The sequence below is a fragment of the Accumulibacter sp. genome, from assembly GCF_023806625.1.
Taxonomy (GTDB): domain Bacteria; phylum Pseudomonadota; class Gammaproteobacteria; order Burkholderiales; family Rhodocyclaceae; genus Accumulibacter.
This window is the reverse complement of the sequence record NZ_JAMTDX010000093.1, coordinates 1-13,215: the sequence shown is the minus strand read 5'-3', so window position 1 is coordinate 13,215 and position 13,215 is coordinate 1. Positions and strand designations below refer to the sequence as shown.

The following is a 13,215-nucleotide window of genomic DNA, read 5'->3' as shown; positions in this document are numbered from 1 at the left end:
GTCTCCTAGAAACCCAGGCTGCCGAGAAGCTCGTCGACCTGCTGCTGCGTGGCGACGACGTCGTTACGCCCTTCGGCGTTGATCACCGGCCCGTTGAGCAGACTGATCAGCGAATCCGTCCTGCGCTCGCCGGGCAGTGTTTCGATGAGCACGCCCATCAGCTGCGCCTCGAGGTCCTGCGCGACCTGGATGATCTTCTTGATCACCTGGCCGGTCAGGTCCTGGAAGTCCTGCGCCATGACGATCTCGAGCAACTGCGCCTTGGTCGCGCTGGTCTTCGCGGGCAGACCCTGCTTGAGATAGGCCCGAGTCTCCTCGGCCAGCCGTCTGAACTCTTCGACGCCGATCTGGTTGGCGAAGAGCGCGTCCCAACGCACAGCCAGCGCCGCCGACGCCGCTTCGAGCTCGTCGAGCAGGGGACTGGCGATGTCCGCGGCGTTGAGGACGCGGCACGCCGCCTGTTCGGTCAGGCTGGCGACGTAGTTCAACCGGTCGCGGGTGTCGGGGATCGCCGCCACCGTGCTCTCGAGCAGCTCGTGGTAACCCAGCTGGCCGAGCGTGTCGTGGAGCTGGCGGGCCATCTGGCCGACGCGCCGGAACACCCGATCCTGTCCATCCCATTGCTCACCGGCTGGCGGCTCTGCTCCTGCCGGGTGGTCTGCCGCCGCGCGCGACGCGTCGGCGGCGGCAGAGACCGAATCGAACAGCGCCTGCAGCGCGTCGCTATCGGCGCTCTCGTCGATCGCTTCGTCGAACGGCCGCGACGACGGCCGGGGGCGCGCATCCGGCTGCGCAGTTTCCGCGCCGGCCACGGCGCTTGCGGCGTGGCCGCCTGCGACCTGGGCAGCGATGCTGTCGAACAGATCTTCGAGTTCCTTGCTGTCGCCGGACATGTTCGCCTCGCTCATCTCAGCCACCCATCCGTTCGAATATCTTCTGCAGCTTCTCGGCGAGCGTGGCGGCGGTGAACGGCTTGACGATGTAGCCGCTGGCTCCGGCCTGCGCCGCCGCGATGATGTTCTCCTTCTTGGCCTCGGCGGTGATCATCAGCACCGGCAGATGCTTGAGCGCCGGCGAACTGCGAATCGCCTGGAGCAGCTGCAGGCCATCCAGGTTCGGCATGTTCCAGTCGGTGACCACGAAGTCGATCCCCCCGCCCTGCAGCTTCTGCAGGGCGACCGCGCCGTCCTCGGCCTCGTCGACGTTCGCGTAACCCAGCTCCTTGAGGAGATTCCGGACGATCCTGCGCATCGTCGAAAAATCGTCCACCACCAGAATCCGCATCTTCGGATCAGCCATTCGTTGCTCCTGTGTGCCTTCCCTTTTCCCCGCAGGCGGTCAATGAACCCGCTGCGCGACCAGCGTGTGGCCGACTCGCGCACGGCTCACCCATCGATCGGAGACGTTCCGTCATTCGCCCCCCGACCCCGCGATCCCGGCCTGCTCGCGACGATTGCCTGGCGACGTCTCAGCGCTCGAGCAGCGGACGCAGCGTGTCGGCGAGCACCCCGGCATCGAACTTGGCCACGTAGGCATCGACCCCGACCGCCTTGCCCATCGCATGGTTGGCCTGCGACGACAGGGAGGAGTGCATGACCACCGGGATTCCTCCGAATCGGGCGTCGCCCTTGACGTGCCTGGTCAGCACGTAGCCGTCCATCTCGGGCATCTCGGCGTCGACCAGGATGAGCCCGATCTCGTCACGCAGATCCCGGCCGGTCTGCGCCGCATGCGCCGCAATCCCCTGCAGCCTGGTCCACGCCTCGGCGCCGTTCGTCGCATGCTTGTGGCGAACCCCGAGCCGGTCGAGCACCTCGCCGATCTTCCGGCGCGCGACCAGCGAGTCATCGACGAAGAAGACATTCACCTCGCGCTCGGCCTTGACCGGCTCGATGTCGACGATCACCGCCTCGCCAAAGGCGTTGGCAAGGATCTGTTCGACGTCGAGGATCGACACCAGCTTGCCGTCGTCGAGCTGGGTGACCGCGGTAATCAGCCCATGGTTCGACGACAACACGTTTTCGGGCGCGCGCACCTTCTCCCAGTCCACGCGCACGATCCGGTCGACTTCATGGACAAGAAAGCCGAGCGTGCGCTTCGAGTACTCGGCCACCATCATCGTCCGCCCGTAACCTTCCGGTTGCTGCCGGTAGCCGAGGAAGGTGATCAGCGACAGGACGGGGATCACGTTGCCACGCAGCGAGATCAGCCCCTCGACCCCGCGCGGCATGTTCGGCGTCCGCGTGATGTGCGGCGTGCGCCCGACCTCGCGCACCTTGAAGACGTTGATCCCGAAAGTCTCGCGAGTGCCCAGCGAGAAGAGCAGGATCTCCATCCGGTTGGACCCGGCCAGCTGCGTCCGTGCGTCGACCCCTTCGAGAACGCTCTCCCTTTGCGCCAGATCCATCGCCCCGCTCCCGCCCGATCGTCCGCTCAACTCGCCGGCAACGCCGCGACCGACCCCTGCAGCCGGCGCGCCAGCGTCTCCGACAGACGCTGCGGCTCGAACTTCGGCACATACTCGTCGACGCCGACCGACCTGCCGAGCTGCTGATTGGACATGCCCGAGAGCGACGAGTGCATGACCACCGGAACGCCGGCGAAGCGCGGATCGGACTTGATCCTCCTGGTCAACATGTAGCCGTCCATTTCGGGCATCTCGATGTCCGTGAGCACCAGACTGACCAGTTCGCTGATCCGGCGGCCTGAAGTCTGCGCATAGGCCGCAACTCTCTGGAGTTCATCCCAGGCCTCGAGACCATTGACCGCGGCCAGGTACCGGACCCCCATCGCTTCGAGCGTTCGCTGGATCTGCCGGCGCGCGACGGCCGAGTCGTCGGCGAAGACGACCGTCAGTTCCGGGTTGTCCAGGGGCTTGATATTACGATAAACGATCTCGTCATCGTAGGCCGTCGTCTCCGAGAGGATCTTTTCGACGTCCATGATCATCACCAGCCTGCCGTCCGCCAGCTCGGTGACCGCGGTCACCAGCCCACCGAGCTCGGCCTGGAGCATCATCGGCGGAACACGCATCTGGCTCCAGTCGAGGCGCAGAATCGTGTCCACCGCCTCGACGAGGAAGCCCTGTGTGTGGCCGGCGTACTCGGTGACGATCATGATCGAGCGCGGCGTGGTCGCCGCCACCCGCGCATAGCGGGCGAGATCGACGACCGGAACGAGCATGCCGCGAAGGCTGACCATTCCCTCGACGCAGTCGGGCATCTCCGGCGCGGCGGTGATCGCCGGCGTGCGCATGACTTCGCGAACCTTGAAGACGTTAATCCCGAAGGTCTCGCGTCTTCCGGTCCGCGAATCGGTGCCCAGCGAGAAAAGGAGAATCTCGAGCTTGTTGGTCCCGGCGAGCCGGGTTCGCGCATCGACGTCTTTCAGCAGATCCGACATGTCACTCTTCTTCCTCGCAGAACGGGGCAGAGCCCACCTCCCTGGAGATCGTCGATCCGGCGTAGCGTGTCCGGTCTCGCGCCAGCGCATCCAGGCACGCCGGCCCGATCATGACTCCGTCCGGTAGCCGATCCGGAAACCTCCCCAGTGCCGGCCATTGACGTAGATCGGCGCCGAGATGTCGTGCAGCACCTCGCCCGTGTCACGACGGTAGGTCTGCAGCAGGAAGGGCTGCTCGTGGCTGGCGCAACGCTTGCCGACCGGATCGTCGAAGATCCGTTTCGTCCGGTTGTTCACGAAATCGACCTTCTCGTCACCGGTCAGCGGCTGCGAGAACTTGCGGTTGTGCGTCGGCGCGTAGCCGTTGCGGTCGACGCAGACCGCGTAGATGAGCCAGCGGTGCTGCTCGAGCAGATTCTCCTGCAACGGCCCGACGCTCCGGTCTGTGAACTCGTCGAAACGGGTCCTGAACTTCTGCGGGCGTGTATTCGGGATCGGCTGGTAGCGGTCGTCGAACAGGTCGTCGCCGGCGATCCGGCCGGCGGCGATCGCCTTCTCGAAGAGTTCGCCGACCGTCTGCGCCGCCTGACGGATGATCGCCGGCATGCGCGCATGGGTCGCCACCGCTTCTTCGCCGGCCCGACCGAGACGGAAGACGTTGCCGACCTCGTTGAGATTCTCGGCCAGGCACTCGACGTGGTCGGCGGCGAGCAGCGCCTCGGCGGCGATCGCGTTGTTCGCCTCGGCCATCTCCCTGATCCGGCTGACGTGCTCGGCGATGTTCTGACCGGTGCGCGTCTGCTGAGCGACCGCAGCGGCGATCGCATCGACCTTTTCCATCGTCCCGCGGGCGCCGCGGTTGATCCGTTCGAGCGACTCGGCGGCCTGTCGGGCCAGCTCTGCGCCCTTGCGCGCCTGCCCGCTGCCCGCCTCGATGCTGGCGATCGCGCTCTGCGTCTCTTCCTGAATCGCCGCGATCATCTGGCTGATCTCGCCGGTCGCCTGGGAGGTCCGCTCGGCGAGTTTGCGCACCTCGTCGGCGACGACCGCGAAGCCGCGTCCCTGGTCACCGGCTCGAGCCGCCTCGATCGCCGCGTTGAGCGCCAGCAGGTTGGTCTGGTCGGCGATCTCGCGAATCGTCTGCACGATGCCGCTGATCGCCCGCGAGCGATCGCCGAGAGCGACCACGACGCGCGCCGATTGAGTCACCGAAGCGGCGATCTGTTCCATCTCCGCAGAGGCGCTGCCGACGATGCCCATCCCTTCGGCCGACAGAGCGTTCGCTGCCTCGGAAATCGACGCCGTCTCACTCGCGTTGCTGCTCACCCGGGCCATGTTCTCGGTCAGTTCGCCCATCTCGCCGGCGGTGGCCAGCGCCGCGTCGCGTTGCTGGTTCGAACCCGAGACGACGCGGTTGGCCTCGCTGATCAGTTCCTTCGACGCCGTGCCGACCTCGAGCGAATTGAACAGCACCTTGCCGACGATCGTTGCAAAACTGCCGATCAGCCGGTTGAACTCGCCGGCCACCTCGGCGATCTCGTCCTTTCCCTCGGCCACCGCCCGGCGAGTCAGATCGCCGTCGGCATACATGCTGCCGATCGTCTCGCGAAGCCGCTTCAGCCGGCTGACCAGCGTGGTCTCGAAGAAGACGTCGACCGACAGCGCGACGACTGCGATCAGCAGCGCCGCCACTGGCCAGGCATACGCGCCGGTCGCCAAGCGGCCGCTGACCACGAGTGCCGCGAGCAGCGCGGCGAGTCCCTGCACGAGCACCGCAGCACGGACCTTCCAGGCGATTCCGCTCATCCTTCACTCCTCCTCTTGCTCATCCCTTTCTCCCTCGCACATGTACGGCAGCGTTCGCCAGCGCCTTTAGCGCCACGAACTGTCGACCGATGCCGGCGGCGACACTGGCCAGCATCTTCCTCGCAGCGGACCGGGCGCTACGAACCGAGCGGTTCATAGATCGCCACCGGCACGGCACGGCCGCGCACCGCGACGCAGTCGAGCGGCCGGCAGGGATACCCGCCGAGCGCGTCGCGCGTCGCCTCGCCGATGATCATCGCCACCCCGTACTCCTTGGACAATCCCTGGAACCGTGAAGCCAGGTTGACGGCATCGCCGAGCACCGTGTATGAGCGCCGGTGGCGTGAGCCGAGGTCACCGACGACCATCGTCCCGGTGTTGATGCCGATGCCGATCTGCAGGGCTGGCCAGCCACGCGCCGCAAATCGCCGATTGACGCCGGCCAGAGCGGCGAGCATCTCACGACCCGCATCGACCGCGTGACGGGCATGCTGCTCGTCGGCCACCGGCGCTCCCCAGAAGGCGACGATCTCGTCGCCGATATATTTGTCGAGCGTACCACGGTGCCTGCGGATGACCTCGGTCATCACCGAAAAATAGTCGTTCATCATCCTCGCCAGTTCGTCCGCGGGCATCGACTCGGCCAGCGTCGTGAAGCCCCGCAGGTCGGCGAAAAGGACCGTCAGTTCGGCGTTTCGCCCGTCCATGCTGTAGTTCGCCGGATCGCGGCTCATCTCGTCGACGAGCTCGGGTGGTACGTACTGCCCGAAAAGCGCGGCCAGATGTCTCCTGGCGCGCAGTTCCATGAACGACCCGAAGAAGAGATGCACGACGAGCAGCATCCCGGCGAGCACGAGCACCGCGGCCATCGGCAGCGCCAGGCGTGCGTAGGCCCAGGCGAGCAGGCTGGCAACCGTGAACAGCAGCATCAGCAGCAGCGTCACGGCGACCGACCACGGTGGAGAAAGCCGCGGCAGACCCCCGAGCAGGCCGATTCCGACGAGCAGCAGACAGCCGGCCTCGATCACCGGAGTGTACGAGGGGCGGTGCACGAGACGCTCGTCGAGCAGCCCGGAAAGCAGATTCGCGTGCGCCTCGACTCCCGGAAACGCCTCCCCGACGGGAGTGACCCGCTGATCGAGCAGACCCGGTGCCGTCGTTCCGAGCAGCACGACCCGCCCCTGCAGGCTGCCTGCCGCGAGACGTCCGGTAAGCACGTCGGCCGCCGAATGATACGGGAAGCTTCCTCGGCCGCCGCGAAACGGCAACAACGCGGCGCCCTCCCCGTCGGTCGGGATGCGCAGCGAGCCCCGTGGCGAGATCAGGCGGATCTCCGCCAGCGCTGCGCCTGACGCCGATCCGCCAGCGCAGCGCAGATCGACTGCGGAGCTGCCGATCAGCAACTGCGCGACGACCAGCGAGAGGGCCCCGTATACTCGGCCGTCGATTGCCGCCACGAGCAACGCGCGGCGGGTGACGCCGTCGGGATCGACCGGCGCGCTGAGGAACCCGGAAGCCGTCGCCGCCCGCTGCAGGATCGGCAGACTGCTGCCGTAGCCCGTCCACTGGGTCAACCGCGCGGCCGGATCGGCGACGTCCGCCCCGGTGACCAACGGCGCCGGCAGTTCGCCGACGCGCACGGCGGCCTCACCGGATGACAGATGGAATCCGAGAACCACCGGATGACGGCGCAGCACGGCCGCCAGACGACCGTCGTAGTCGAGCGCCGGGCGCAGTTCTTCGAGCGCCTTCCGGAAATCCGCGTTCGCGTGCAGCGGACCGCGAGCCAGCGCCGCGAGCGAAGCGAGCCCGGAGCTCTCGTCGGCTTCGGCGAGAATCATGTCGATGCCGAGCAACAGCGCGCCCTGCTCGGAGAAGATGCGCTCGACCAGATCGGCCAGCCGCGCCCTGCTCCAGGGCCAGCGACCGAGCTCGGCGAGCGAGCGTTCGTCGATGTCGACGATCACGATGCGCTCATCGACCGGCTCGCGCGCGAAGACGCGCACCCGCGCATCGTGGAAGAACGCGTCGAGCCGATTCAGCGGATCGATCTCCAGATGGCGCAGGGCATGCGCGATGAACACGCCGAGCAGCGCGATGCCGATGGCCAGTCGTGGATCGAGGGCGATCGCCCGATAGCCGCGGCCGGCTCGCCGCTCAGCGGAGCTTGATCTCGACACGACGATTGCGCGGCTCGGCGACTTCGTCGGCAGTGATCACCACCGGCTGGCGCTCCCCGCGCCCGACGACGCTGATCGCCTCGCGCGCGACTCCGGCGGCGACGAGCAGGTCGCGGACCACGGCGGCCCGCTGCAGCGACAGGCGATCGTTGAAATCGGCGCTACCGACGCGGTCGGTGTGACCGATGACCACTGCTTCCCCGGCCGGCAGCGCCAGCAATTCGCTGCGCACTCGCGGCAGCAGCGCGCGGGATTCGGCGGTCAGGGCGTTCGTTCCAAACTCGAAATGGAGGACGAGAACCCTGGGCCGTGCCGGTTGCATGTCGAGCAGTCGGCCATAGGCTTCACGGACCATCTGCGCGCTCGTCGTCACCGGTTTCAGCTGCCCTCCGGCGACGTCGACCCCGCTGTAGGCTTCGGAGAGCACGATCTCCGCGGAGCCGGTGGCCACCGCCAGTGAACCCACGCGACCACTCTGGCCAGGCAGCAGGACGACATGGTCGGTCAGCCGGGCGCAGGCGCCGAGACACGACCCGACGAGGCACAGGACGATCGCCGAACGACTCATTCACCGCCTCCCCGTGCCTCGACGATGAATTCGGTTCCGCGAACGCCGAGCACGACGGTCGGCGTCCTGAAGCGAACGTTGTCCGGAGCCTGACGGGCGATCAGACCGGTGACCACGCTGAGTGTCCCCTTGAGCAGGGTCGCCATCAGACTGCCTTCGTGAGTCGTCGGATTGAAGCGGAAATCGCTGATCAGCAGCGTGCTGCGCGGACCGGCGGTGAGCAGCGTGTCGTCGGCGAGAGTGATGCCGACCGAGCCGTCGTCCCCCGTCCGCACCCGGTCGCCGACATGGACCGCGGTGCCGACCAGTGCGGCCCACAGCTGTCCCGAGCGTTCGACGGTCACCTCGCCGGCGCTGCGCTTGACGAGGCCAGCGACCGGCGTCACTTCGCCGGCGAACCCGACTCCGCAAAGGACCAGCATTGACAGGGCAACCAGGGGTCTGCGCATGGACAACCTCGACTATCGCCCCTCCGGCATGCCGCTCATCAGCACCCCCTGGCTTCTACCGGCCTCCCTGCCGGCGCCAGACTTCCCCGGGACCGCCGAGAACGCTCGCATTTAACCGCATTCCCCGTTCGACGGCAATTCATCGCCAGAGAAACCCTGCTCCCACGCCAGTGGCCTTCCTTGAATTTTGCCGATCGGTTGTTCATAGTGCGCGCCTCGAATCTTGAGATCAGGGAAGCTCCAGCCATGCTTCAGCAGAACCCGACACCGGTCGCCGAGAGAATCGCCCGCAGGATTGCCGACGAAGTCGGTTGCCAGCCGCGGCAGGTGGTCGCCACCGCCACCCTGCTCGACCACGGCGCCACCGTCCCGTTCGTCGCCCGCTACCGGAAGGAAGTCACCGGCGGACTCGACGACACCCAGTTGCGTCTCGTCGACGAGAGACTCGCCTACCTGCGCGAACTCGAAGCGCGCCGGGCGAGCATCCTGGCGACGATTGGCGAGCAGGGCAAGCTGACGCCCGAACTGGCCGCCGCAATCGAAGCAGCCGAAACCAGGCAGCGTCTCGAAGACCTCTACCTGCCGTACAAGCCGAAGCGACGCAGCAAGGCGGAGATCGCCCGCGAAGCCGGGCTCGCGCCGCTCGCCGCCGCACTGCTCGCCGACCCGACACTTTCTCCGGAAAGCACGGCAGAAGCGTATATCAACGCCGACGCCGGCTTCCCCGACCTGCGCAGCTGCCTCGCAGGAGCACGGCAGATCCTCATCGAGCAGTTCGCCGAAGACGCCGGGCTGCTCGGCGAACTGCGCGCCCACCTCGAGCAACACGGCATTCTGCAATCGTCGGTCGTCGCCGGGAAAGAGAGCGAAGGCTCAACCTTCCGGGACTACTTTGCCTACCGCGAAGCGATCATGGCGATTCCCTCGCACCGTGCGCTGGCCCTCTTCCGCGGGCGCAACGAGGGAGTCCTCGAGCTCGCGCTGGTCCTCGACAGCGAGGCCGACGGATCGCCGCCAGTTCCACACCCCTGCGAGGCGCGGATCGCCGCGCGTTTCGCCATCCGCGACCAGGCCCGCCCGGCCGACCGCTGGCTCGCCGAAACGGTGCGCTGGGCGTGGCGGATCAAGCTCTCGGACCACCTCGAACACGAACTGCTGAACGCGCTCCGCGAGCGCGCCGAAGCCGAAGCGATCCGTGTCTTCGGCGCCAACCTGCACGACCTGCTGCTCGCCGCCCCGGCCGGCCCGCGCCCGACGATGGGGCTGGACCCCGGCCTGCGCACCGGCGTCAAGGTCGCCGTCGTCGACGCCACCGGCAAGCTTCTCGAATGCGCGACGGTCTATCCGCACGAGCCCCGCCGCGACCGCGTCGGCGCCCTGCGTACGCTCGCCGAACTCGCCCGCCGACACGGCGTCGAATTGATCAGCATCGGCAACGGCACGGCCTCGCGCGAAACCGATCGCCTGGTCGGCGAGCTGATCCGCGAGCACGCCGATCTTCGCCTGCGCAGCGTCGTCGTCTCCGAGGCCGGCGCGTCGGTCTACTCGGCATCCGAGTACGCCGCCCGCGAGTTCCCGAACCTCGACGTCAGCCTGCGCGGCGCCGTGTCGATCGCCCGGCGGCTGCAGGACCCGCTGGCCGAACTCGTCAAGATCGACCCGAAGTCGATCGGTGTCGGCCAGTACCAGCACGACGTCGGTCAGACGAAACTGGCCAGGACGCTCGACGCGGTCGTCGAGGACTGCGTCAATGCCGTTGGCGTCGACGTCAATACCGCTTCGGTTCCGCTGCTGACCCGAGTCTCAGGGCTGAGCCCGTCGCTCGCCACGAGCATCGTCGCGCATCGCGACGAGCACGGCGCCTTCCGCAACCGGCAAGCGCTGCGCGCCGTGCCGCGACTCGGTGACAAGACCTTCGAGCTCGCCGCCGGCTTCCTGCGCATCAACGGCGGCGACGATCCGCTCGACCGGTCGGCCGTGCACCCCGAAGCCTACCCGCTCGTCGAGCGCATCCTCGCCGACGCCGGCAAAAGCATCAACGAGCTGATCGGCGACTCACGGAAGCTGCGCTCGCTCGCCCCGGCAAAGTACGTCGACGAGCGCTTCGGCCTGCCGACGGTCGTGGATATCCTCGGCGAACTCGAGAAACCCGGGCGCGACCCGCGGCCCGAATTCCGGACTGCGGCGTTCAGGGAAGGCATCGAGGACATCCGCGACCTGCAGCCCGGGATGATCCTCGAAGGCGTGGTGACCAACGTCGCCAACTTCGGAGCCTTCGTCGATATCGGTGTGCACCACGACGGGCTGGTGCACATCTCGGCCCTCGCCGATCGCTTCGTCAGGGATCCGCGATCGGTCGTCAAGGCCGGCGATCTGGTCAAGGTCAAGGTCGTCGAGGTCGACCAGGCCAGGAAGCGGATCGCGCTGACCATGCGCCTCGCCGACGAACTGCCGGCGCCGACCAAAGCAACGCCAGACGGCGCCCCGAGCAGGACGCGGCAGCGGTCGGCACGCCCGGCCGAACCGCCCGGAGCGATGGCCAGCGCCTTCGCCCGCGCCAGACGCTGAAAGGTCGCCCGCCGGTTCGCGAGTCCACCCGCCCCGCGTGGCGATCGGATAGCATTCGCTCCACGCCCCCCCACCGACGCACACCCCAAGCCAGAAGAGCGATGAACGGAACGACCGGAAAGAGCGGCCGCCGCCCGGCGGCGCCACGCAAGAGCAGCGAAACGCGCCTGTCGCGGCTGCGCAAGCCCGCCGAACTGGCCGTCGACGAATGGCAGCGCGCGTTGCGCAAACAGTTCGGGCGCGAACAGCGCTTCGTCGTCGAGAACCTCGGCGAAGACCCGGTCTTCTCCGAGTTCGCCGTCTACAATCCGGAGAGCCGGAGTCGCTATCGCGTGCTGATCCGCGGCGCCAACGCCGGCGAGAACCACTGCTCGTGCCCCGACTTCGCGACCAACGACCTCGGCACCTGCAAGCACGTCGAGTTCCTCCTCGCCCAGATCGGCAGTCGGCCTGGGGGCCGGCGCGCCCTCGAAGCCGGCTTCTCGGGGGCGTTCAGCGAACTGTTCCTCGACCATGCCGGGCGGCGCCGCATCCGCCTGCGTCCAGGCCGCGAGTTCCCGGAGGACGTGCGTGAATCGGCAAGCCGTCTGTTCGTAACCGTTCACTCCCTCTCCCCGCCAATTGGCCACCAGCCCCCGCGGCCGTGCCTGCGGACGAACGACGGAGTTCGTGACCGCTGTGCGCCGCTGCGCATGCCGTCGTGGGCGATCCGACAATCCGTACCATCGTTTTTTCTCATAAGCTTACCGATGTAAGCTGAGAAGCCACATGCGGTTTCGTGGGGACTGGGCGTGAGTTGTATTAGACTGAGCGCCGTTGACCGCAGCCCAGCCCGTCTTGCCATGCATCTGACCGACCACGATCTTCGCCAACTCGACCGCGATAGCCTGTCGCGGCTTGGGGAAGAAGCGGTGCGGCGGTTGGCGGAGCGCCTGCTGGCCGATCTCAAGGAGGCGCGGGACCGATTGAACCAGGACTCGCGCAACAGTTCGCGTCCGCCCGGAAGCGATTCGGTCTATCGCCAATCCCGTGGGGCTTCAGAGCGTGATCCGCCGACGGACACGGCGCCTGACGAGCCGCCGAAGCCGCCGGTCGACGAAGCCGAAGAGACGGCTGAGGCGGGCGATCACGGCGCCCCGGTGGCCAAGGAGACTTCTGGCGCTGCGGCCCCAGGGGTGCGTCGCCCGGGTCGGCAGCCGGGCGCGCCCGGGTTTGGTCGAACCCAGAAGCTGACGGTCAACGCGGTGCTCGATCATTGGCCGGAGCGATGCGCGACCTGTGACGAGCCCTTCGCAGCCAAGCCGGTGGGCCAAGCCTACGGGGGCTACGACGAAATCGAAGTGCTGCCGGCCGATCCGGATGCCCCAGGCCTGCGGCTGTGGGTGACGCAGCACCGGTTCTGGGAAGCCCTGTGCGGGTGCGGCCACTGTAGCCGCCATCAGCCGCCGCGTGCGGTGGTCCTGCCCGAGTGGCAAGGCGCACGGGTGGATGCCCAGCAGATGCTCGGGCCGCGCCTGGCCGGGCTGATCGTCATGCTCTGCCTGCGCTATCGGCTCTCGCGCGCGAAGGTTCAAGAACTCCTCTGCGAGGTGCTCGGACTGCAACTGTCCGCCGGACTCGTCGACCAGACCATACGGCAAAGCGCCGGCCAGGTCGCGCCGGTCGAAGACCTGCTGCTGGAGGAGATCGAGCGCGCCGGCCTGCTCCACCTGGACGAGACGCCGTGGCGAGAAAGCGGCCTGTTGCTGTGGCTGTGGGTGTTCAACGCCGTGACGACGGTGGTGTATTTCATCGGCGCACGCAGCGCCGAGATCTTCGTCAATGCTCTTCAGGGCGGCTTTGCTGGCTGCCTGATGAGCGATGGTTACGCAGTTTACCGTTCGGTCCTCAACCGCATTCGCTGCCTGGCGCATCTCCTGCGCAAGGCCCGCGGACTCGCCGAGGCCACTTGCCGGCACACCAGTCAGGTCGGGCAGCAACTCCTCGACCTGATGGGTGGCCTGATGCAGGCGATCCAGGCCGCCCGCGATGGTCCTTCCGACGACTTGGCCGAGCGACAGGCGCCCGCCCTGGCCCAACTCAAGGCCGTGTGCGAACGCCACCAAAACAGTCCCTTCGTCAAACTCGGCGAATTCTGCCGCGAGGTGCTCAACGATTGGGAAGCGATCATCCGGCCGCTACTCGACCCCAGCCTGCCGCTCACCAACAATGCGGCCGAACGTCTGTTGCGCCACTGGGTCAT

Annotated in this window: 11 protein-coding genes and 1 pseudogene; 4 read left to right on the top strand and 8 right to left on the bottom strand. The window is 67.4% G+C overall.

Features of this window, described 5'->3' with window-relative positions:
* Positions 1–5: 5 nt before the first annotated feature.
* From cheZ to NFW05_RS14510, 8 genes are all read right to left on the bottom strand, one after another.
* Complete coding sequence (gene cheZ / locus NFW05_RS14545; protein ID WP_295308373.1) at positions 6–908, bottom strand: protein phosphatase CheZ; 903 nt, start codon at positions 906–908, stop codon at positions 6–8.
* Between the two features lies 1 nt (position 909).
* Positions 910–1,299, bottom strand: a complete 390-nt coding sequence (cheY, locus tag NFW05_RS14540) for a chemotaxis response regulator CheY (protein ID WP_295308370.1) — start codon at positions 1,297–1,299, stop codon at positions 910–912.
* A gap of 169 nt (positions 1,300–1,468) precedes the next feature.
* The gene (locus NFW05_RS14535) at positions 1,469–2,407 is read right to left on the bottom strand and encodes a chemotaxis protein (protein WP_295308367.1); all 939 of its coding nucleotides are present in this window, start codon (positions 2,405–2,407) and stop codon (positions 1,469–1,471) included.
* A gap of 26 nt (positions 2,408–2,433) precedes the next feature.
* Positions 2,434–3,402 (bottom strand): chemotaxis protein, encoded by a 969-nt coding sequence (locus tag NFW05_RS14530; RefSeq protein WP_295308364.1) that lies wholly within the window; start codon positions 3,400–3,402, stop codon positions 2,434–2,436.
* Positions 3,403–3,510: 108 nt separating this feature from the next.
* Positions 3,511–5,208 carry a methyl-accepting chemotaxis protein gene (locus tag NFW05_RS14525; protein WP_295308361.1) on the bottom strand — a complete coding sequence of 566 codons (1,698 nt, stop codon included), beginning with the start codon at positions 5,206–5,208 and terminating at the stop codon, positions 3,511–3,513.
* 137 nt (positions 5,209–5,345) lie between these two features.
* On the bottom strand, positions 5,346–7,388 hold the full coding sequence (locus NFW05_RS14520) for a CHASE2 domain-containing protein (protein WP_295308358.1): 2,043 nt from the start codon (positions 7,386–7,388) through the stop codon (positions 5,346–5,348).
* Entirely contained in the window at positions 7,366–7,956 is a 591-nt protein-coding gene (locus NFW05_RS14515) for an OmpA family protein (protein ID WP_295308355.1), read from the bottom strand. Before NFW05_RS14515 ends, NFW05_RS14520 begins: the two co-directional genes overlap by 23 nt.
* On the bottom strand, positions 7,953–8,405 hold the full coding sequence (locus NFW05_RS14510) for a FecR domain-containing protein (RefSeq protein WP_295308352.1): 453 nt from the start codon (positions 8,403–8,405) through the stop codon (positions 7,953–7,955). The genes NFW05_RS14515 and NFW05_RS14510 overlap by 4 nt, the downstream gene beginning before the upstream one ends.
* Before the next feature lie 246 nt (positions 8,406–8,651).
* Between NFW05_RS14510 and NFW05_RS14505 the strand changes: the two genes are divergently transcribed.
* From NFW05_RS14505 to NFW05_RS14495, 4 genes and pseudogenes are all read left to right on the top strand, one after another.
* Positions 8,652–10,973, top strand: a complete 2,322-nt coding sequence (locus NFW05_RS14505) for a Tex family protein (protein WP_295308349.1) — start codon at positions 8,652–8,654, stop codon at positions 10,971–10,973.
* A 101-nt stretch (positions 10,974–11,074) separates the two neighbouring features.
* The gene (locus NFW05_RS14500) at positions 11,075–11,728 is read left to right on the top strand and encodes an SWIM zinc finger family protein (RefSeq protein WP_295308346.1); all 654 of its coding nucleotides are present in this window, start codon (positions 11,075–11,077) and stop codon (positions 11,726–11,728) included.
* An 87-nt stretch (positions 11,729–11,815) separates the two neighbouring features.
* A pseudogene (locus tag NFW05_RS18585) lies at positions 11,816–11,983 on the top strand (DUF6444 domain-containing protein); the annotation flags it as partial.
* 294 nt (positions 11,984–12,277) lie between these two features.
* A partial coding sequence (locus NFW05_RS14495) for a transposase (RefSeq protein WP_295308343.1) occupies positions 12,278–13,215 on the top strand: 938 nt, incomplete at its 3' end.

Excerpts from the sequence above, each read along its gene's own strand:
- NFW05_RS14510 (WP_295308352.1), bottom strand. The coding sequence starts at position 8,405 with ATGCGCAGACCCCTGGTTGCCCTGTCAATGCTGGTCCTTTGCGGAGTC.
- NFW05_RS14525 (WP_295308361.1), bottom strand. The coding sequence starts at position 5,208 with ATGAGCGGAATCGCCTGGAAGGTCCGTGCTGCGGTGCTCGTGCAGGGA.
- NFW05_RS14535 (WP_295308367.1), bottom strand. The coding sequence starts at position 2,407 with ATGGATCTGGCGCAAAGGGAGAGCGTTCTCGAAGGGGTCGACGCACGG.
- NFW05_RS14500 (WP_295308346.1), top strand. The coding sequence starts at position 11,075 with ATGAACGGAACGACCGGAAAGAGCGGCCGCCGCCCGGCGGCGCCACGC.
- cheY (WP_295308370.1), bottom strand. The coding sequence starts at position 1,299 with ATGGCTGATCCGAAGATGCGGATTCTGGTGGTGGACGATTTTTCGACG.
- NFW05_RS14515 (WP_295308355.1), bottom strand. The coding sequence starts at position 7,956 with ATGAGTCGTTCGGCGATCGTCCTGTGCCTCGTCGGGTCGTGTCTCGGC.
- cheZ (WP_295308373.1), bottom strand. The coding sequence starts at position 908 with ATGAGCGAGGCGAACATGTCCGGCGACAGCAAGGAACTCGAAGATCTG.
- NFW05_RS14530 (WP_295308364.1), bottom strand. The coding sequence starts at position 3,402 with ATGTCGGATCTGCTGAAAGACGTCGATGCGCGAACCCGGCTCGCCGGG.
- NFW05_RS14505 (WP_295308349.1), top strand. The coding sequence starts at position 8,652 with ATGCTTCAGCAGAACCCGACACCGGTCGCCGAGAGAATCGCCCGCAGG.